This window comes from Collimonas sp. (assembly GCF_039923675.1).
Lineage (GTDB): Bacteria > Pseudomonadota > Gammaproteobacteria > Burkholderiales > Burkholderiaceae_D > Collimonas.
Map to the genome: position 1 here is coordinate 78,874 of NZ_JBDTCG010000097.1, position 19,607 is coordinate 98,480.

At 59.5% G+C, this 19,607-nt stretch carries 21 protein-coding genes and 1 riboswitch; of the genes, 16 read left to right on the forward strand and 5 right to left on the reverse strand.

Annotation, left to right across the window (positions count from 1 at the left end; genetic code table 11):
- Positions 1-11 precede the first annotated feature (11 nt).
- The 4 genes from ABI171_RS21885 (at position 12) to ABI171_RS21900 (ending at position 4,572) form a co-directional block, all read left to right on the forward strand.
- Positions 12-1,073: a branched-chain amino acid ABC transporter permease gene (locus ABI171_RS21885; RefSeq protein WP_348094678.1), complete on the forward strand. Its 1,062-nt coding sequence runs from the start codon at positions 12-14 to the stop codon at positions 1,071-1,073.
- Positions 1,073-2,875 carry a branched-chain amino acid ABC transporter ATP-binding protein/permease gene (locus tag ABI171_RS21890; protein ID WP_348094679.1) on the forward strand — a complete coding sequence of 601 codons (1,803 nt, stop codon included), beginning with the start codon at positions 1,073-1,075 and terminating at the stop codon, positions 2,873-2,875. The genes ABI171_RS21885 and ABI171_RS21890 overlap by 1 nt, the downstream gene beginning before the upstream one ends.
- Entirely contained in the window at positions 2,868-3,626 is a 759-nt protein-coding gene (locus tag ABI171_RS21895) for an ABC transporter ATP-binding protein (RefSeq protein ID WP_348094680.1), read from the forward strand. Before ABI171_RS21890 ends, ABI171_RS21895 begins: the two co-directional genes overlap by 8 nt.
- Before the next feature lie 90 nt (positions 3,627-3,716).
- A riboswitch (FMN riboswitch) is annotated at positions 3,717-3,871 on the forward strand.
- A gap of 161 nt (positions 3,872-4,032) precedes the next feature.
- Entirely contained in the window at positions 4,033-4,572 is a 540-nt protein-coding gene (locus ABI171_RS21900; protein WP_348094681.1) for a 6,7-dimethyl-8-ribityllumazine synthase, read from the forward strand.
- Positions 4,573-4,641: 69 nt separating this feature from the next.
- Here the strand turns inward: ABI171_RS21900 and ABI171_RS21905 are convergent, their stop codons facing one another.
- The 5 genes from ABI171_RS21905 to gpmA form a co-directional block, all read right to left on the reverse strand.
- Positions 4,642-6,444: an alkaline phosphatase D family protein gene (locus ABI171_RS21905; RefSeq protein WP_348094682.1), complete on the reverse strand. Its 1,803-nt coding sequence runs from the start codon at positions 6,442-6,444 to the stop codon at positions 4,642-4,644.
- Positions 6,445-6,628: 184 nt separating this feature from the next.
- Entirely contained in the window at positions 6,629-7,387 is a 759-nt protein-coding gene (gene moeB / locus ABI171_RS21910; RefSeq protein WP_348094683.1) for a molybdopterin-synthase adenylyltransferase MoeB, read from the reverse strand.
- A gap of 111 nt (positions 7,388-7,498) precedes the next feature.
- Positions 7,499-9,046 (reverse strand): S41 family peptidase, encoded by a 1,548-nt coding sequence (locus tag ABI171_RS21915; RefSeq protein WP_348094684.1) that lies wholly within the window; start codon positions 9,044-9,046, stop codon positions 7,499-7,501.
- Between the two features lie 3 nt (positions 9,047-9,049).
- Positions 9,050-10,486, reverse strand: a complete 1,437-nt coding sequence (locus tag ABI171_RS21920) for a peptidoglycan DD-metalloendopeptidase family protein (protein WP_348094750.1) — start codon at positions 10,484-10,486, stop codon at positions 9,050-9,052.
- Positions 10,487-10,584: 98 nt separating this feature from the next.
- The gene (gene gpmA, locus ABI171_RS21925; protein ID WP_348094685.1) at positions 10,585-11,331 is read right to left on the reverse strand and encodes a 2,3-diphosphoglycerate-dependent phosphoglycerate mutase; all 747 of its coding nucleotides are present in this window, start codon (positions 11,329-11,331) and stop codon (positions 10,585-10,587) included.
- Between the two features lie 171 nt (positions 11,332-11,502).
- On the opposite strand from gpmA, the gene ABI171_RS21930 reads away from it, so the two are divergent.
- The 12 genes from ABI171_RS21930 (at position 11,503) to gspM (ending at position 19,590) form a co-directional block, all read left to right on the forward strand.
- Complete coding sequence (locus tag ABI171_RS21930; RefSeq protein ID WP_348094686.1) at positions 11,503-11,904, forward strand: rhodanese-like domain-containing protein; 402 nt, start codon at positions 11,503-11,505, stop codon at positions 11,902-11,904.
- A gap of 51 nt (positions 11,905-11,955) precedes the next feature.
- Positions 11,956-12,219 carry a glutaredoxin 3 gene (gene grxC, locus ABI171_RS21935; RefSeq protein ID WP_348094687.1) on the forward strand — a complete coding sequence of 88 codons (264 nt, stop codon included), beginning with the start codon at positions 11,956-11,958 and terminating at the stop codon, positions 12,217-12,219.
- Between the two features lie 120 nt (positions 12,220-12,339).
- Positions 12,340-12,843, forward strand: a complete 504-nt coding sequence (gene secB / locus ABI171_RS21940) for a protein-export chaperone SecB (protein WP_038493558.1) — start codon at positions 12,340-12,342, stop codon at positions 12,841-12,843.
- Positions 12,844-12,977: 134 nt separating this feature from the next.
- Positions 12,978-13,436 (forward strand): SH3 domain-containing protein, encoded by a 459-nt coding sequence (locus ABI171_RS21945; RefSeq protein WP_348094688.1) that lies wholly within the window; start codon positions 12,978-12,980, stop codon positions 13,434-13,436.
- A 67-nt stretch (positions 13,437-13,503) separates the two neighbouring features.
- Positions 13,504-14,520 carry an NAD(P)H-dependent glycerol-3-phosphate dehydrogenase gene (locus tag ABI171_RS21950; RefSeq protein WP_348094689.1) on the forward strand — a complete coding sequence of 339 codons (1,017 nt, stop codon included), beginning with the start codon at positions 13,504-13,506 and terminating at the stop codon, positions 14,518-14,520.
- Positions 14,521-14,829: 309 nt separating this feature from the next.
- Positions 14,830-15,246: a type II secretion system major pseudopilin GspG gene (gspG, locus tag ABI171_RS21955; RefSeq protein WP_348094690.1), complete on the forward strand. Its 417-nt coding sequence runs from the start codon at positions 14,830-14,832 to the stop codon at positions 15,244-15,246.
- An 8-nt stretch (positions 15,247-15,254) separates the two neighbouring features.
- Positions 15,255-15,743, forward strand: coding sequence for a GspH/FimT family protein (locus tag ABI171_RS21960; protein ID WP_348094691.1), 489 nt, complete (start codon positions 15,255-15,257; stop codon positions 15,741-15,743).
- Entirely contained in the window at positions 15,744-16,136 is a 393-nt protein-coding gene (gene gspI / locus ABI171_RS21965; RefSeq protein WP_348094692.1) for a type II secretion system minor pseudopilin GspI, read from the forward strand. It abuts the gene before it with no gap.
- Complete coding sequence (locus ABI171_RS21970; RefSeq protein ID WP_348094693.1) at positions 16,126-16,779, forward strand: prepilin-type N-terminal cleavage/methylation domain-containing protein; 654 nt, start codon at positions 16,126-16,128, stop codon at positions 16,777-16,779. Before gspI ends, ABI171_RS21970 begins: the two co-directional genes overlap by 11 nt.
- Positions 16,776-17,750 carry a type II secretion system minor pseudopilin GspK gene (gspK, locus tag ABI171_RS21975; RefSeq protein ID WP_348094694.1) on the forward strand — a complete coding sequence of 325 codons (975 nt, stop codon included), beginning with the start codon at positions 16,776-16,778 and terminating at the stop codon, positions 17,748-17,750. Before ABI171_RS21970 ends, gspK begins: the two co-directional genes overlap by 4 nt.
- Before the next feature lie 14 nt (positions 17,751-17,764).
- Positions 17,765-19,051 (forward strand): type II secretion system protein GspL, encoded by a 1,287-nt coding sequence (gene gspL, locus ABI171_RS21980; RefSeq protein ID WP_348094695.1) that lies wholly within the window; start codon positions 17,765-17,767, stop codon positions 19,049-19,051.
- Positions 19,051-19,590, forward strand: a complete 540-nt coding sequence (gene gspM / locus ABI171_RS21985; protein WP_348094696.1) for a type II secretion system protein GspM — start codon at positions 19,051-19,053, stop codon at positions 19,588-19,590. Before gspL ends, gspM begins: the two co-directional genes overlap by 1 nt.
- The last annotated feature ends 17 nt before the right edge of the window (positions 19,591-19,607 follow it).

Here is a 19,607-nt window from a genome sequence, read left to right on the forward strand (position 1 = left end):
TATACATCATTATGGATTTTTCAATCGCCGCCATCCTGGCGCAGGATGGCATCACCAGCGGCGCCGTCTACGCGCTGCTGGCACTGGCGCTGGTGCTGGTGTTCTCGGCCACCCGCGTGATCTTTATCCCGCAGGGCGAGTTCGTGGCTTTCGGCGCCCTGACGCTGGCGGCCATCCAGGCCGATAAACTTCCCTTGTCGGCGACCCTGCTGGTGGTGCTTGGCGCGTTGAGCTTTATCCAGGAAACGGTTGCGCTGGCCTTCGACCGCAATGGCGAAAGCCGCGGCACAGTTGTCCGGCGCATCAGCGTGGCTTTGCTGAAATTCGTGCTGCTGCCGCTGGCAATCTTTGCCGTTGCAAGAGTTTATGGCCATGCATCGCTGGCCATGCCGCTGCAGGTGTTGCTGACCCTGGCGATCGTGGTGCCGACGGGACCGATGATTTACCGGCTGGCGTTCCAGCCGCTGGCGGAAGCCAGCACCCTGGTCTTGCTGATTGTCTCGGTGGCGGTGCACTACGCCTTGACCGGCATCGGCTTGCTGATGTTCGGGGCGGAAGGTTCGCGCACCACATCGTTTTCCGACGCCCGTTTCGAGATCGGCGGCTTGACGGTTTCCGGCCAGAGTTGCGTGATCATCATGGTGTCGCTGCTGCTGATCGTCGCGCTTTACCTTTACTTCGAACGGACATTGTCCGGCAAGGCCTTGCGCGCCACCGCCGTCAACCGGTTGGGCGCGCAGTTGGTCGGCATCGGCACCACGCAAGCCGGACGGTTGGCGTTCACCCTGGCCGCCGCGCTGGGCGCGCTATGCGGCATCCTGATTGCGCCGCTGACCACTATCTATTACGACAGCGGTTTCCTGATCGGCTTGAAAGGCTTCGTCGGCGCCATCATCGGCGGCCTCGGCAGCTATCCGGTGGCCGCCGCCGGCGCTTTGCTGGTGGGCTTGCTGGAATCGTATTCTTCGTTCTGGGCCAGCGCTTTCAAGGAAGTGATCGTGTTTACACTGATCATTCCGGTGCTGTTGTGGCGTTCGCTGACCAGCAAGCAGATTGACGAGGGAGGCCAGTGATGCGCCATCTCTCCGTGCGCAATCTGCCGCTGATCGCGTTTGTCGCCGTCCTGGTGTTATTGCCGGTCTTGCCGACGCCCGAATTCTGGATCACGCTGGCCAATTACTTCGGCCTGTATGCGATCGTGGCGCTGGGCCTGGTGCTGCTGACAGGAGTCGGCGGCCTGACGTCGTTCGGCCAGGCCGCCTTTGTCGGTCTTGGCGCTTATTCCACCGCTTACCTGAGCACGCATTTCGGGCTGTCGCCATGGATCGGCTTGTTGACCGGTCTGGGCGTGACGACCTTGGCGGCATTGGCGATCGGCGGCATCACCATGCGCCTGTCAGGACATTTCCTGCCGCTGGGCACGATTGCCTGGGCGTTGTCGCTGTATTTCCTGTTCGGTAACCTGGAGTTTCTCGGCAAGTACGACGGCTTGAACGGTATTCCCGCCATCAACCTGTTAGGCATCGAACTCGATAGCGGCCGCAAGATGTTTTACCTGATCTGGGTGATCTTGCTGGTTGCACTGGCCGGCTTGCAGAACCTGTTGAATTCACGCTCGGGCCGCGCTATTCGCGCGCTCAACGGCGGTGGCGTGATGGCCGAGGCGATGGGTGTCAATACCGCCTGGATCAAGGTGTTGATTTTTGTCCTGGCGGCTTTGCTGGCCAGCGTCTCCGGCTGGCTTTACGCTCATCTGCAGCGCTCGGTGAGCCCGACCCCGTTCGGCCTGAATGCCGGTATCGAATACCTGTTCATGGCGGTGGTCGGCGGCGCCGGTTACGTATGGGGTGCGATCCTGGGATCGGCGTTGCTGACCGTGCTGAAGGATCAGCTGCAATCATGGTTGCCGAAACTGCTGGGCGCCAATGGCAATTTCGAGACCATCGTCTTCGGCATCCTGATGGTGTTGCTGCTACAGCGCGCACGTAACGGACTGTGGCCGTATCTGCGCAAACTGCCGCCAGCCAAGCCGACGGTGAGGGCGCCGGAATCAGCCACTGCGTTGGCGGCGAGAAGCAAGCATGCAGACGCCGCAACGGTGCTGGAAGTCGACCGGGTACGCAAGGAATTCGGTGGCCTGGTCGCGGTCAATGACATGAGCTTTAGCGTCAAGGCCGGACAAATCGTGGGCCTGATCGGTCCTAATGGCGCAGGCAAATCGACCATGTTCAACCTGGTGACCGGCGTCTTGCCGCTGACCGGTGGTTCGATCAGGTTCCGTGCAGAACGGGAGTTGCAGCAGATCTCGGGTTTGCCATCGCGCCGGATCGTTGCGCGCGGAATTGCCCGCACCTTCCAGCACGTGCGCCTGATGAGCAGCATGTCGGTGCTGGAGAACGTCGCCATCGGCGCGCACCTGCGCGGCAGCCATCGCGATGTCGGCGGCATCGCGGCCAGCCTGCTGCGGCTTAATCGCGCGGAAGAAAAGACCCTGCTGTTCGAGGCCAGGACGCAGCTTGAGCGTGTCGGCCTCGGCCATTTGCTCTACGAAGAGGCCGGCAGCCTGGCGCTGGGCCAGCAGCGGATCCTGGAAATCGCCCGCGCCTTGTGCTGCGATCCCACTTTGCTGCTGCTGGATGAACCGGCGGCGGGATTGCGTTATCAGGAAAAGCAGGCGTTGGCGGATCTGCTGCGCAAGCTGAAGGCCGAAGGGATGAGCATTTTGCTGGTAGAGCACGATATGGATTTCGTCATGAACCTGACCGACCATTTGGTGGTGATGGAATTCGGCAGCAAGATTGCAGAAGGCCTGCCGGCCGACATACAGCAAGACCCGGCGGTGCTGGAAGCTTATCTGGGAGGGATCGATGACTAATGTGATAGCCAATTCCGTGCTGGAAGTCAGCGACCTGCACGTCGCCTACGGCAAGGTGGAGGCCTTGCATGGCGCCAGCCTGCAAGTCGGCGCCGGTCAGATCGTCACCGTGATCGGCCCCAACGGCGCGGGTAAATCGACCATGCTGAATGCGATTGCCGGCGCCATGCCGAACAGCGGCAGCATGCGCGGCAAGGTGCGCCTGCTGGGCCAGGATACCGATGGCGTGGCGATAGAAACCCGGGTCGCACGCGGCATGTGCCTGGTGCCGGAAAAGCGCGAACTGTTTGCCAGCATGACAGTGCAAGACAATCTGCTGCTCGGCAGCTATCGACGCTACAAGGCCGGCGAGAGCGGTTATGCCGACCAGATGGCGGTGGTGTACGAGCTGTTTCCGCGTCTGCAGGAACGGCGCAGGCAGCTTGCCGGTAGCTTGTCCGGCGGCGAACGGCAGATGCTGGCGCTAGGGCGCGCCTTGATGGCGAAGCCGCAACTGCTGATGCTGGACGAGCCCAGCCTTGGACTGGCGCCATTGATCGTCAAGGAGATTTTCCACATTATCGTGCGTTTGAAACAGACCGGCGTGGCGATCTTGCTGGTCGAGCAAAACGCCCGCGCGGCCTTGCAGGCTGCCGATTACGCCTACGTGCTGGAAACCGGCGACATGGTCTTGCAAGGTCCGGCCGCAGAACTGGCGCATGATCCCAAGGTGATCGATACCTATCTCGGGCTGGCCCGGAAAACCGGTTGACGCCGCCGCTGCCGGATCCGGCCGGTTTGTGCAGCGCCGCAATTTATGTGATAAATTCTCTGCTCGGTGTGCCATCAATCTGGTTCGCCGAAACGTTCTCAGGGCGGGGTGTGATTCCCCACCGGCGGTAATTGCGTGCAATGCGCATAGCCCGCGAGCGCTTGTTGTTATTTTTTACAGCAAGGTCAGCAGACCCGGTTTGATTCCGGGGCCGACGGTATAGTCCGGATAAAGAGAGAACAGGTCGCGCAGTGCTTGTCATCATTGACAGGCGTCTTGCTGCATGCCGCCGAGGCGGAGGCAGCGTTATTGCTATTGGCAATCGACGCCTGTGGATGTTACTTGAGTGCGTGCTTCCTTTCGATCCGATGCGCCCTGTTTTTATCATGTAAACAGGAGTCTTCACATGCAACAGCAACAAACTTCAGCAGTCGATATCAAATCAAAAATTCCCGGCACAGCCAATGAACGCATCGCCTTCATCCAGGCCGGCTGGCATCGCGAGATCGTGGATCAATGCCGCATCGCCTTCATTGCCGAAATCGCCAATGCCGGCTACACCGAGCAAGACATCGATTTCTTCGAAGTCGCCGGCGCCTTCGAAATTCCCTTGCACGCCAAACTGCTGGCCAACAGCGGCAGGTACGCTGCGGTGGTCGCTACCGGGCTGGTGGTGGATGGCGGCATCTATCGCCATGAATTCGTCGCCCACGCAGTGATCGACGGCTTGATGCAGGCGCAGTTGGAAACCGGCGTGCCGGTATTGTCGGCGGTATTGACGCCGCATCATTTCCACGGCGGCGAAGAACACCATAAATATTTCTTCGAACATTTCCTGGTGAAAGGCGCAGAAGCAGCGCGCGCTTGTGCCGATACGATCCAGAAGCTACGGGCGCTGAAAGCCATGCAAGCAAGCGGCGCTGTGCGCGCTTTGCATAGCGCTTAAGGGGCTTTGCGCTATCGCCTGCCATTCTCTCGGCAAGCGATAGCGTCATTCATAACCTGAGTAACCTGATCAAACGTTGTCTTCAATCTGCGGCGTGGTCGAACCCTTTGGCAATGTCATGCGGGTCCGTTTCAGCAACGGTTGCTGCGGCGCGCTGCCATCGCCGGCAAGCGGCTTGACCTTGTTAAATACCACCACAATGCTGTCGTTGGTCACGGTTGCCGTGGCATAGCCCTGGGCATCGTGATCGACATAGGCAAAGTCGGGATTGAAGTGTTTTAGCAGACTGTCGAAAATCTGCGGTGTCTGCACCAGCTGGCCCAGCAGAGGATTGACCACCGCGGCGCCGGACTTGATGTAGTTGTAAAACGACTGGCTGCTGATGCCGGCCGTCAAAAAATCCACCAGCACAGGCGGACTGCTCAGGTCGCCCGGATTGGCGCGCACTACACCGCATTGGAAGGCATGCAAATCGCCGGTGATGGCCACCACGTTCTGGATGTTTTGCGTATTCAGATAGGATAGGAGTTCGGCCTTGTGGCTGGGATAGCCATCCCATGAATCGCAATTGATCACATACAGCTGGTTGTACGGCGCCGGAATCCCCAGCGCCGGCGGCGTCAGGTCGGCCCACATGCGGTTCAGCATGATTTCATTGCCCCACACTTTCCAGGTCGCATCCGAATTTTTCAGCGTGTCTTTCCACCACTGGGTCTGAGTCGGCCCGAGGATCGACGGTGTCCGCCCCAGTTTGGCGGTTTCCTGCGCTTCCATTTGCAACAGCAGCGGCTGCGGCACAAAATAGCGCGAACCGATGGAATCGTCGCCGTTGACCGGATCATGGCCCAGCTGCTGCGCCACCGATTGTTCGCTGACCACGTGGTCGTCGCGATACAGGCGTTCGTCGGTCATCACCAGATGCATCAGTTTGCCGAAGCGGAAATCGCGATAGATACGGATGTTCTGGTAGCTGCTGTTGTTGAGGTCGAAGGACAGGTCGCCGAAATCGATCGGCGTGTATTCGGCCCAGGCCTGGGTAGCGCTGCGGCGGCGCCCGGTCTGCTGCAGGTTTTCATTGGTATAGACCTGGTGATCTTGCCAGCAATCGTCTGAGAATTCATGATCGTCCCAGATCGCGATGACCGGGAATTTATGATGGATGCTCTGCAGGCGGGCATCGGTTTTGTAGGTGCGGTAAAGAGTGCGATAGTCATTGACCGTATTGGCGTAGATGCCGCCGCCGGGATGCGCCAGGCCATCCGGCAATTTGATCGTGCCGTGCGCCGGTTCGGCGCCGCCGGTCTGAAACGAGGCGCCCACGGTTTCATAAATGTAGTCGCCGACATGCACGACGAAATCCAGGTTTTCCTGCGCCAGCAAAGACAATGCCTGCCAATGGTTGACCGACCAGTCCTGGCAAGTAATCCAGGCGAATCGTACTTGCTCGTTGCTGCTGCCGGCAAGCGGCGCGGTCTTGGTCTGGGCCGTGACGCTGACGTCGCTGCCGGCGGTAAACCGGTAGTAATAGATGGTGTCCGGGTTGAGTTGGATGACCTTGGCGCGGACCGTGAAGTCGTAGTCGGCGCTCGCGCTCAAGTTGACTTGCGCTGTGAAGCTGGAAAAATTCGCCCTGGTGGAAACGTCGAGGCGGACGTTCACCGCATCGGCAATGGCGCTGTTGTTGTGCACTACCCGGCCCCAGAACACCACGCTGCTGTCCTTCGGATCGCCGGAGGCGATTCCCTGCGGAAAAGCATACGTTCCCGCTGCGCTGCTGCCGATATCCGCGCCGCCGCCGCAAGCGCTGAGCATGCCTGATGCTGCTGCCACCGTAAAAAATGCCGAGCCCTTCAAAAACTGTCTGCGTTTCATGCCTTTATCTCCCGCTTATATTTATGTGATGTTTATCGCGTGTTTTCGTGACACGATAACAAGACGTAATTTAAAGCAGCGGAAGGAATTGGCGGAAGAAAAAGCGGACGATCAGAAGGATATGTCTAATTACCGGATTAGTAATTGCTACTACCGGCCGTAGTGTGCAAGCGTCGGCTTTGAATCAGGCGCGATGCTGCGTTCCGCAGACCGGGCAGGCGGCATCGCGGGCGACGCCGATGCGTGTCCATTCCATGCTGCGCGCATCCAGCATCAAGAGAAATCCTGACAGGGAAGTGCCGATGCAAGCGATCAGCTTGAGTGCTTCCGCTGCCTGCATGCTGCCGATGATGCCGACCAGCGGCGCAAATACGCCCATTGCGGAGCAGGCGACTTCTTCAAATTCGCGGTCCGGCGGGAACAGGCAGGCATAGCAGGGCGACTTTGCATCGCGCGCATCGAAGACGCTGATCTGGCCGTCAAACTGGATCGCGGCGCCGGACACCAACGGTACTTTCAGCGCGACGCAGGCGCGATTGATGGCCTGCCGCGTGGCGAAATTGTCGCTGCAGTCGATGACCACATCGGCGCCGGCGATCAGTTCATGCAGGCGCGCCTGGTCTGCGCGTTCGGCCAAGGCGACGATCTCGATGCCGGGATTGATTTGCGCCATGGCCGCTTTACCCGAGCTGACCTTGGCCTGGCCGACCCGCTCGCTGGTGTGCAGGATCTGCCGCTGCAGGTTGGTCAGGTCGACCGTGTCGTTATCTACCAGCGTGATGCGGCCGACGCCGGCCGACGCCAGGTACATCGCCACCGGTGAACCCAAGCCGCCGGCGCCGATGATAAGGGCATGCGCCGCCAGGAATTTCTCCTGGCCGCCGATGTCGATATCGTCCAGCAGGATGTGGCGCGAATAGCGGAGTAATTGCTGGTCGTTCATAAGAAGCTGTCAAAAAATAAATGTACGCCGCGCCATCAGGCAACAGCCGGCAACAGCTGCAGCCATAAAAAAAGCCGCATCGCTGCGGCCTTAGTTTAACGTGAAAAGCGATTATTCTTTGTCGCCTTTCATGTCGTCCTGTTTCTTGTCCTTTTTATCGTCAAGCTTCAAATCTTTCTTGATCATGGCGCCGGCGGCCGGATCGGGTTTGTCATCTTTCGACGTCTTGTCGTCCTTGTCGGTTTCCGAGCGAATTTCCGGCTTGACCTTGGACACCTGCACCGGCAATCCCTTCAACTGGTTGATCGCTTGCGCCAGCTGGAAATCGTCCTTGCTGCCGTATTCCAGGGGTTTGCGCTTCTTCTCGGCGGCGGCAATCCGTTGCGCTTCTTCCAGTTCATCGACCTTGGGCGCGGTGACTTCAGGACTCTTGTCGGTATCGTTGCTCAGATGCTTGGTGAGGTCGGCTTCGCGCAGGCGCAGGCCGTTCAAGCCGTCGCCGTCGCTATATTCATCCACCATGACGTCAGGCACGATGCCCCTGGCCTGGATCGAGCGGCCGTTAGGCGTGTAGTAGCGCGCCGTGGTCAGCTTGACTGCCGTGTTGCGGTCAGGCGGCAGGGCGATCACGGATTGTACCGAACCCTTGCCGAAAGTCTGCGTACCCATGATGGTGGCGCGCTTGTAGTCTTGCAAAGCGCCGGCGACGATTTCCGAAGCGGACGCGGAACCGGTATTCACCAGCACCACCATCGGCACTTTTTTCAGCGCTTCCGGCAGGCGCGCCAGCGGGTCGTTGCCCGGATTGGCATAGTATTCGCGCTTGGCGTAGAACGAGGCCTTGGAGCTTGGCAGCTGGCCGTTGGTCGTCACCACCACCGAATCCTTGGGCAGGAAGGCGGCCGACACGCCGATCGCGCCTGGCAGCACGCCGCCCGGATCGTTACGCAGATCCAGCACCAGACCCTTCAGGTTAGGCTCCTGGGCGTAGATGGCGGCGATTTTCTTGGCCATGTCGTCGACCGTCGGTTCCTGGAACTGGGTGATGCGCAACCATGCATAACCCGGTTCGACCACTTTCGACTTCACGCTCTGGACCCGGATTTCCTGGCGCGTGATGGGGATGATCAGCGGCTTGTCTTCGCCCTTGCGTGAAATGGTCAGGGTGATCTTGGTGTTCGGCTCGCCGCGCATGCGCTTGACTGCCTGCTCCAGAGTCAGGCCTTTGACCGGGGTAGCGTCGAGACGGGTGACCAGGTCGCCTGCCTTGATGCCGGCGCGGTAGGCCGGTGAATCCTCGATCGGCGAGATGATCTTGATGTAGCCGTCTTCCATCCCGACTTCGATGCCGAGGCCGACAAATTTGCCTTGCGTACTCTCGCGCAGCTCTTTGTAAGCCTTCTTGTCCAGGTAGGCGGAGTGCGGATCGAGCGAGGCGACCATGCCGGAGATGGCTTCGGTCAGTAGCTTTTTGTCATCGGCCGGCTCCACGTAATCCGACTTGATCAGTCCGAATACATCGGCCAGCTGCCGTAACTCTTCCAGCGGCAATGGCGCAGCAGCACTCTTCTGCGCGATGGCGTCGAACTGGATAGAGGCGCCGATGCCGGCAATGACGCCTAAACTGATTAGACCGATATTTTTAAGCTTACTGCCCATGTTTCACCTAGTAGTTACCCATCCGAGTGGGTCGAACGCACGGCCTTGATGCCGAATTTCGAAGTATAAACCCGATTGTTCATTACCGCCGCTGTTGCCGGCATTGGCAATCACGTCGCCGGCTTTGACCGCATCGCCGGGACGTTTCAATAATGCCTGATTATTACCGTAAATAGTCATGTACTGGTTGCCGTGATCAACAATGATCAGGTTGCCGAAGCCGCGCAGCCAGTCGGCAAACACCACGCGGCCGGCGGCAACCGCCTTGACCTCGCTGCCTTCCGGGGTGCGGATGAACAGCCCTTTCCAGCTCGGGCCGTCGCCACGCTTGCTGCCGAAACGCGCCATGACGTCGCCGCGCACCGGCAACCGCAGCTGGCCGCGCAAGGATTCGAACGGCCTGCCGTAGGAAACATCCTTGACGTCGGCTTCCGGCGTCAGCTCATTGCGCGCCACTGGCGCTGCCGGAACCGGCGGCGTGACGGCCACGGCCGGCGGCTGGTCGTCGTCGATGGCATCCGGATTGACGGGCTTGGGCTTGACCGGATTGTCGCCGGCGGGCGGCTTTTTGATCTGGGCGGCGCGTTGCTGTTCAAGCAGGCGCTCGCGCGCCGCCTGGGCTTGCGCCAGTGCTTCGGCCTTGGCTTTTGCCTGTGCCAGCTGTTGCTGTCGCAGTTTCTCACGGGCCGCGGCTTCGGCTTGTTTTTGCGCTTCGATCAACTGCGCCAGCTTATCCACCAGCCCCGACAGGCGCTGGTCGTCGCGTTCGATATTGCCGACTTCCTTGCGCTGGCTGCTCAGTTTGCTGGAAAGCTGGGTCAGCAGCGTCGCCCGCTTGGCCTTCTCCTGGTCCAGCAGTTTTTTCTGGTCGCGCTGTTCCTGGGCGATTTCGTCGAGATCGTCCTTGGCGCTCTGGACTTCAGTCTGGTTGGCTTCCACCGCGGCCAGGTTGGCGCGCAGCGATTCCAGCAGCTTGGCTTGGGCCTGCGAGACGTAGCCCATGTATTGCAGGTCGCGGTTGATGCGGTTCGGATTGTCGCCGGACAGCAGCAGCTTGATGCGGTCTTCATTGCCGGCCACATATTGCTGGCGCAGCAGGTTGGCTAGCTGGGTTTGCTGCTTTGCCACGGTCTTGCTGAGCTCGTCGTGCTGTTTGGCCAGCTTGGCCAGCTTGGCTTCGGTCTGGTTTTGTTCGGCGCCAAGGTCGCGCAAGGAGCGGGTGGCCTTGGAAACCGCTTCTTCGGAGTCCGCCAGCGCGTCGCTGGCGTCGTCTTTTGCGGTTTCAGTCAGGCTGATGTCGCGCTTGAGGTTATCAAGTTTTTGCCGCAAGTCGGCGCGCTGCGCTTCTGCTGCCTGCTTTTGCTTGCTGCGTTCCGTGATTTTGGCGGGAGCGGCGTTGGCGACGACGGGCAAGGCAGCGCCCACCGTCGCCGCCAGCAGCAGCGCCAAAGACCACGCCAAGAGCGCCGGCTGGCGGCGTTTGGCGTGGCGGGTTTTGCGCTTGCCGAAGGGCGTCAGGAGATGACCCGGCGAGATATTTATTTCGCTTTCCCCTGGCTGGCGACGGCGTTCATCGCCGCTGCTATCGCCGCCTGGTCGCCGAGGTAATAGCTCTTGATCGGCTTGAGATCCGCATCCAGCTCATACACCAGCGGCTGGCCGTTAGGGATGTTGAGGCCGACGATATCTTCGTCGCTGATGCCATCCAGCATCTTGATCAGGGCGCGCAAGCTGTTGCCATGCGCCGAGATGATGATGCGTTTACCGCTGCGGATAGACGGTGCGATTTCATCGTTCCAGTATGGCAACACGCGCGCCACTGTGTCTTTCAGGCATTCGGTCAGCGGGATGTCATCGCGCTTGAGGCCGGCGTAGCGTGGATCGGCATAGGATGTACGTGGATCGCTCGGCTCCAGCGGCATAGGCGGCGTGTCGTAGCTGCGACGCCACACCATGACTTGCTCGTCGCCATACTTGGCGGCGGTTTCGGCCTTGTTCAAACCTTGCAGGGCGCCGTAATGACGCTCGTTCAGACGCCAGCTGTGCTGGACCGGCAGCCACATCAGGTCCATCTCGTCGAGCGTGCCCCACAACGTGCGTACCGCACGTTTCAGCACCGAAGTGTAAGCCAGGTCGAAGGTCAAGCCGGCTTGCAGCAACAGCTGGCCAGCCTGTTTGGCTTCCGCTACGCCCTTTTCGGTGAGGTCGACATCGACCCAGCCGGTGAATCGGTTAGCCAGGTTCCAGGTGGATTCGCCGTGGCGCATCAATACGATTTTGTACATGGTAAGTTTGCTAAGTTAAGTAAGAAATCAGTTGTACGCGGTTGTTCGCCATCGATATCCAGCCAAATGCGTCGCACGGGGCAGGGTTTTTTCACTGAACCCTATACGAATTGAATGGCGCTCCAGCTTCTATTTTATAATGGCGGGATTAACTAATACCATTGGATCGCCGTGAAATTCTTGATTGATAACATTTTTCTGATTGCAGTAGCATTTTTGTCGGGCGGCGCACTGTTGCTCCCTTTGTTGCAAAAACGCGGTAACCGGGTAACGACTTTACAAGCTATCCAGCTGATTAACCAGGGTAAAACCCTGGTGCTGGACGTACGTGACAGCGATGCATTTGCCGCCGGCCACCTGATCGACGCCAAAAACATTCCTTTGAAAGATTTGCCGCAGCGCATGGCCGAAGTGGACAAGTTTAAAGCAAAGAATGTGGTGGTGGTTTGCCAGACCGGCAACCAGGCCACGAAAGCGGTAGCGCAATTGAGCCAGGCCGGCTTTGCCCAGGCCTATAACCTGGAAGGCGGCATCGCCGCCTGGCAGACCCAAGGCCTGCCTACCGTCAAATGATCGCCGCCGCCCGCAGGGGCAACGGTACAGATTGAACCAGAAAGAGTAGTCATGACAGCACATGTTGTAATGTATAGCACTGCGGTATGCCCGTACTGCATCCGCGCCGAGCAATTGCTGAAGGCAAAAGGCGTGGAAGATATCGAAAAGATCAGGATCGACCTCGACCCGTCGCAACGCGAGACGATGATGCAAAAAACCGGCCGCCGCACCGTGCCGCAAATTTATATCGGCGAAACCCACGTTGGCGGTTTTGACGACTTGCACGCACTCGATCGCGATGGCAAGCTTGAGCCCCTGCTGCAAAGCGCCTGATTTTCAGCAATAAGCCAGCAAATAAGCTGGCGATTCAGGTATTGTTGCAGACTGTACGGAGAAACAGGTCAGATGGCATTATCCGCAATCTGGCTAATTTAAATTAACTGAAAGAGTGTCATGGCTGAAGAGAACCAACAAGTTGAAGCACCGGTGTTCCAGATTCAACGCGTTTACCTGAAAGATTTGTCGCTTGAACAACCGAATTCGCCGGCCATTTTCCTCGAGCAAGAGGCTCCGCAAATCGAAGTGGCAGTTGATGTAGGCGCAGAAGCGCTGGCCGAAGGCATTTTCGAGTCGACCGTTACCGTTACCGTCACTGCCAAGGTGAAAGACAAGGTTGCATTCCTGGTCGAAGGCAAGCAGGCCGGCATTTTCGAACTGCGCAATATCCCTACCGAACAACTCGATCCGCTGCTCGGCATCGGCTGCCCGAACATCGTGTATCCCTATCTGCGTGCAAACCTGGCCGACGCTATCACGCGCGCCGGTTTCCCGCCGATCCACCTGGCGGAAATCAACTTCGAAGTGTTCTACCAGCAACGCCTGCAAGCATTGGCCGAGCAAGCGCAAAAAGGCAGCGGCGACAGCATCGCTGTTGATGGTTCGACAGCAATCAACTAATGTCGTCGGCCGCACCGGCGGCAAAGCGCCGTCGGTCGCGGTTGGCCAATGAGTGCGGTATGTCTGGCGGCAAGCCGTCCGCTCTGGCGGGCGCTTGCCACCCAGCGATTTTTTCCGCAACTGGAGATCAATAGATGAATTTTGCACGCATAGCCGGTGCCACCACGTTGTTCATGGGAAGCTTGCTTGGCGTTGCCGGTTCTGCCCATGCCCTCGATTTCAAGGCGATTGGCGCAGCACCTGTAGTGTTATACGACGCGCCTTCGGAAAAAGGCCGGCGCGTAGCGGTCGCCCCGCGCGGCATGCCGGTCGAAGTCGTGTTGACCTACGGCGAATGGACCAAGGTGCGCGACGCCAGTGGCGATTTGTCATGGTTGCAGTCGAAAGGCCTGGTCGCCAAGCGCAATTTGCAAGTCAGCGTAGCGAATGCCAAGATCCACGCCAATCCCGACGATGCCGCCGCGGTCGTGTTTTCTGCCGACAAGGGTGTCTTGCTGGAACTGGTTGATCCCGTAGCATCTGGCTGGGCCAAAGTGCGTCATCGCGACGGTCAAACCGGCTATGTGAAGGCTACCGAGGTTTGGGGCGATTGAGTTCTATCCGGTTTTTTTGTCATTTACGTGCCAACCACCCGTGTCTTCCGAAGCCACCATTGCATCCATGAACATTACTGTACTAGGCGCCGGCGCCTGGGGCACCGCCTTGGCGATTGCCCTGGCGCAGCGCCATAGCGTAACGCTGTGGGGACGGAATCCCGACACCATGGCGGCTGCTGCCGCGCAGCGTGAAAATAGCGTTTATCTGCCAGGTTTTGCCTTGCCCGACAATTTGCGCTTGAGCGCCGATTTTGTGCAGGCCATTGCCCATGTGACCGGCGACGCGCTTGCCTCTCAGGCCGAGGGTTTGCTGATCGTCGCTTCTTCGGTTGCCGGCTTGCGTGAACTGGCGCAGCAGCTGCAAGCGTATCCGATTCCGAATATCGTCTGGCTGTGCAAGGGTTTTGAAGAAAACACCAGCTTGCTGCCGCATCAGATCGTGCGCGAAGTGCTGGGCGATGCGATCCCGGCGGCGGCGCTGTCCGGACCGTCGTTCGCGCAGGAAGTCGCACGCGGGTTGCCTTGCGCCTTGTCGGTCGCCAGCGCGCATGCCGGCTTGTGCGATCAGGTGGTGGCGGCGGTGCACGGCGATCACATCCGTGTGTATTCGACCGACGACCTGGTCGGGGTTGAAGTCGGCGGCGCGGTAAAGAATATCCTGGCGATCGCCACCGGCGTTGCAGACGGCCTCGGGCTCGGCCTGAATGCGCGGGCAGCCCTGATCACCCGCGGCCTGGCGGAAATCACCCGGCTCGGCGTCGCGCTTGGCGGCCGCAGCGAAACCTTCATGGGTTTGTCGGGGGTAGGGGACCTGATCCTGACCTGTACCGGCGACCTGTCGCGTAACCGCAAGGTCGGGCTGGGACTGGCGCAGGGCAAGCCGCTGGCGACCATCGTAACCGAACTCGGCCATGTCGCCGAAGGCGTGCGTTGTGCCGCCGCAGTGCGCGCCCTGGCGCAGCAGCGCGGCGTCGACATGCCGATCACCAATGCCGTGGCCGGCGTCCTGTTCGACGGCGCTTCCTTGCGTTCGGTCATGGAGCTCTTGTTGTCGCGCAATCCGCGCGAGGAAGCTGTATAGGCAGCCGTATTGAACCATTTGGCCCGGCCATATGAGCGGGCTGCACAAACCAGTCGATAAAGCCGATCCTACATAGCGATGCAATGTCGTTATGCCGCTTTATGGCCGCATCAAGTAATATCATTTCTTTGTGTCAAATCAATGACAAAATCCGGATAAATACACTGACATTAATTAAGTGTATTTCTCCTGCTTGTTAGCAACGATTGCGGCATATAATCGCCCTTTCCAAACATGCTCATGGTTTTTTTGATAAGGAAAGAAATGCATAGCACAATGTTCCCGGCTGTTCGACGTCGCTCTGCCCTTATGCAACGTGGATTCACGCTGATTGAAATCATGGTGGTGGTGGTGATCATGGGTATTCTGGCCGCTTTGGTGGTGCCCAAATTGATGGGCCGTACCGACGATGCGCGGATCCAGGCTGCGCGCCAGGATATTGGCAGCCTGATGACTGCACTCAAGCTGTACAAACTGGATAATCAGCATTATCCGAGCACCGAGCAAGGGCTGCAGGCATTGATCGCCAAACCGACTAGCGGCCCGTCTGCCAACGGCTGGAAAACCGGCGGTTATATCGACAAGCTGCCAAAAGATCCCTGGGGTAATCCTTATCAATTCCTGTCGCCAGGCATCAAAGGCGAAGTGGATATATTTTCCTATGGCGCCGATGGTCAGCCGGGCGGAGAAGGCAACGACGCCGATATCGGCTCGTGGGATCTGTAATGTCCTTCATGGCGCATCGCAATTTGCGCCAAGGTGCACCGCGCGGCTTTACGCTGCTGGAGTTGCTGGTGGTGGTGGTGATTGCCGGTATCACGCTAGGCGTGGTGTCGCTCAGCGCTTTTCGTAGCGATCGCCAGGTCATGCAAGACGATGCGCAACGCATCGCCTTGTTGTTGCAACTGACGCGCGAAGAAGCCATCTTGCGCAATCGTCCCACGGCTTTCGAAGCCGACGCCAACAGCTATCGGTTCATGGTGCGCGAAGAAGCCGGCTGGCAGCAGCTGGTGCAAGACGACACGCTGCGCCAGCGCGATTTCAAACGCACGCCCATGCAATTGTTCATGGATCCGCCGCCGACCGAGGCGGCGCCGCCCAATACCCTCCGCATCACCTTCGGCCGCGAACCGGTAGACAAGCCATTTGCGCTGACCATGACCAGTGGCGACAGCAGTGTCATCATCCGCGCCGATGGCATCGGTCATTTTGTGGTCGAATAAATGCCTACGCCACGTATATTTTCCAACCGTTATGGAGCGGGCTTCACCTTGCTGGAAGTGCTGGTGGCGCTGGTCATCGTCGGCACTGCGCTGGGCGCCAGCTTGCGCGCGGTCGGCAGCCTGACGCAAAACAGCAGCGGCTTGCGGGCCTCCATGATGGCAAACTGGTCGGCGGAAAACCGCCTGACCCAGATCCGTCTCGGCAAAGAGTGGCCATCGATCGGCAGTCGTGCATTCGAATGCGCCCAAGGCGAACTGCCGTTGCACTGTGAAGAAAAAGTTTCAGGTACGCCCAACCCGTATTTCCGGCGGGTTGAAGTCTCCGTGTTCGCCGACGCCAGTTCCGATCGGCGCATCGTCAATCTGTCGCAGGTGGTGCCGAATGCGCGCTGACCGAAAGTTTAATGGCGGCAGCCGCGGTTTTACGCTGGTGGAGCTGATCATTGCCGTCACGATCCTGGCAATGGTGGCGGTACTGGGCTGGCGCGGCCTGGACGGCATCGTCCGCTCGCGGATTTCGCTGACCGCGGAAATGGAAGAGACGCGCGGCATGCAATTGACGTTTGCCCAGTTGCAAAGCGATTGCGCGCAAATCGCTCCCAAGAGCCTGATGACCACGCGGCCGTATTTGCTGGCGCAACCGGGCCGTTTGCTGCTGGTGCGGATGGTGTTCGCCGACCAGCAGCCGACGCGTTTGCAAGTGGTGGATTACCGTCTGCGCGACGGCAAGCTGACGCGCCAGGAATCGGCGCCGACGCGGGATTTGAATGTCCTCGATACGCTGTGGCAGAGTGCGCTCAACGATGGTGGCGACGGCAACAACAGCCAGGCTGTGCTATTGCAATCGAATATCGCCAGCATGCAAATGCAGGTGTGGGGTAGCGACCAGCAGGGTTGGCGGCCGCCTTCCGCGATCAGCGCCGGCAGCCAGGATACCAGCGTCAACGCCAATCGCTGGACCGGCTTGCAAGTGGCGCTGCAACTGCGCGGCCATACCAGCACCATGGCCAAGACTTTCCTGCTGGGGGCTGTATGAACCGCAGGTTCCGGAACCGATCCACCCAGCGTGGCGTCGCGGTGGTGACTGCCTTGCTGTTGACGACGCTGGCGATCACCATCGTCGCCAGCTTGTTCTGGCAACAGCAGGTACAGATGCGCTCGGTCGAAAACCAGCGCCTGCAATTGCAGAAGAACTGGATCATGCGCGGCTCGCTGGATTGGGCCGGCATGATTTTGCGCGCCAGCGGCAGACAGTTCCAATACGATGATCTGGGGCAGCCCTGGGCCGTACCTTTGGCAGAGACGCGGCTTGATCAATATGCGGAAGATGGGGCGGCGGCCGGCGATGCGGCGGATGCAGTCTTGTCTGGCAACATCATCGATGCGCAATCGCGCTACAACCTGAATAACCTGAGCACCAATGGTGTTCCGGTACCTGATGAGGTGGCCGCTTTCAAACGTTTGCTGACTTATCTGCGCCTGTCGACCACCTTGGCTACGGCCGCGGCCCAGGCTATCGCCCAGGCGCAACCTGTCACGGCGCCGACCGGGCAGCAGAGCCCGGCTGCTTCAAGCAACGGTACGATGCCGCTGCTGCTGGTCGACGATTTGCTGGCGGTGCCGGGATTTACGCCGGACATCGTGCGCCAGTTGCAGGATTATGTGGTGCTCTTGCCATGGACCGGAGCCGCTACGCCTGTCAATGTGAATACTGCGCCGGCGGAGGTACTGGCCTCGCGCTTTGTCAACTTGTCTTTGGCGCAGGCCAATTCCCTGGTCGCCGCGCGCCGCACCGCGCCATTTACCGATGTCGCTAATTTGAATGCACAAATGTCAAACCTGTTTGGCATATCCGTGCCGCCAACCGCGAATATTGCGGTTTCCAGCAACTTTTTTTTGGTCTACGGCAAGATTCACATGGGTCGCGCCGCCCTGAATACCGTATCCTTGTTGCAGCGTGGCACTAATGGCTCCAGCACCAATATCGTGTGGATTAGAGAACAATAAATGGAAGATGCGTTTTGAGTACCTTACTTATCCGCTTGCCCGCAAGGGCAACACTGGACAGTGCGGCGGCGGTGGCCATGCCCGATTGTCGCTACGCGCTGGTATCGGATGCCGGTCGCATCGAGCGCCAAGGCGTGGAGCAGCTGGCGGGTCTGGCCGAGCCGATTGCCGCGGCGACCCGGGTGGTGCTGATACTGGCTGCGGCCGACGTCAATCTGCTGCAGTTGCAGGTGCCGCCGTTGTCAGACAGCAAATTGAAGATGGCGCTGCCGAATCTGGTGGAAGAACAACTGCTGGTCGATCCCTTCGACTGCGTGATCGTCGCCGGCCGCAAGCGTCCTGGCGCGGTTGCCGCCGCAAATAACCTGCGCCTGATCGCGGTCGTGCAAAGAGACTGGCTGGAGTTGCTGGTCAAGACCTTGTTGACATTAGGCGCGCACAATCTGCAGGCCTGGCCGGCCCAGCTTTGTCTGCCGTTGCGCGAGCCGGAGATGGCGGTGGCGGCGATTACCGATCACGGCGGCGACATCGACGTCGCCTTGCACGTGTCGGCCGAGCAGGGCATGGGCTGGTCGCTGTCGCCGGTATCGGGGCAGTCGGTGGCGCAAGAAGTGCTGGAGGGATTGACCGCCATCTTGCCGCAGCAGCAGATCACTTTATATGTGCCGCAATCCAGCCTGGCTGCCTATCAGGAACTGGAGCCGGCGCAAATCACGGTGCTGGCCGACGACTGGAGCCACTGGCTGGCAGGGACGCAGGAACTGGCGTCGGCGCGCAGTGGCATCGACCTGATGAGCGGACTGACCGCCAGCGCGGCCGGCACCGAGTTCAGTTGGCGCCGCTGGCGCTGGCCGCTGGGTTTGGCGGCGGCGCTGCTGCTGGTGAATATCGTGAGCGTCAATTACGACTGGCTGCGCATGCGGCGCGAAGCCGCCGGCTTGCGCAGCGGCATGATGCAAAACTACCGCGCCGCCTTCCCGAAAGAAACCGTGATCGTCGACCCGATCGCCCAGGCCAGGCAGAAAATCGCCGTCGCCCAGCGTGATGGCGGCCAGCTTGCGGCCGACGATTTCCTTTCGCTGGCAACCGCTTTCGGGACTGCCTGGGCCGGATTGCCGCAAAGTTCAGATAGCGGCGCGATCGCCAGCCTGGATTACCGCGACCACCATCTGTTGGTGCGTTTGAAAAATCCCGGCGACGCAGATGGTGCCGAAACACAAATCAAGAGTGCATTGGCAAGTATGAAATTAACGCTGAGCAAACCGACTACCGGCGTCTGGCAAATCGGGAGCGGCAAGTAATGTCTACACGCAATCCCCTGCAGCAAACCTGGGACCGGATCTCGATTCCGGCCGGCGCCTATTGGGCCCAGAGAAACCAGCGCGAACGCCGTCTGCTAAGCGCAGCTGGAGTGCTGATTCTGCTGGCGGTCATCTATCTGCTTCTGCTGGATCCCGCCTTGAGCGGTCGCAGCCGGCTGCAAAAGGATTTGCCGGCGTTACGCCAGCAAGCTGCCGAATTACAGTCTTTGACAACCAAGGCGGTGTCCCTGTCCGGCCAGATGGCGGAACGGCCGGCTTCGCCGTTGAACAAAGAGGCGGTCGAGAGCGCATTGAAAAGCAAAGGGCTGAGCGCACAGAGCGTGACGCCGAACGGCGATATGGCCAAGGTGCAGCTGTCGTCAGTCGCCTTTGCCGGCTTGCTTGACTGGCTCGACGATGTACAGAAAAATTCGCAATGGCAAGTGGTGGACGCCAATGTCACAGCGCTGGGCGGCGCGACTCCTCAACCGGGTATCGTCAACGCCACGGTCACTTTGTGGCAGCAAAAGCATGAGTAGTGAGCAACAAGGAATGC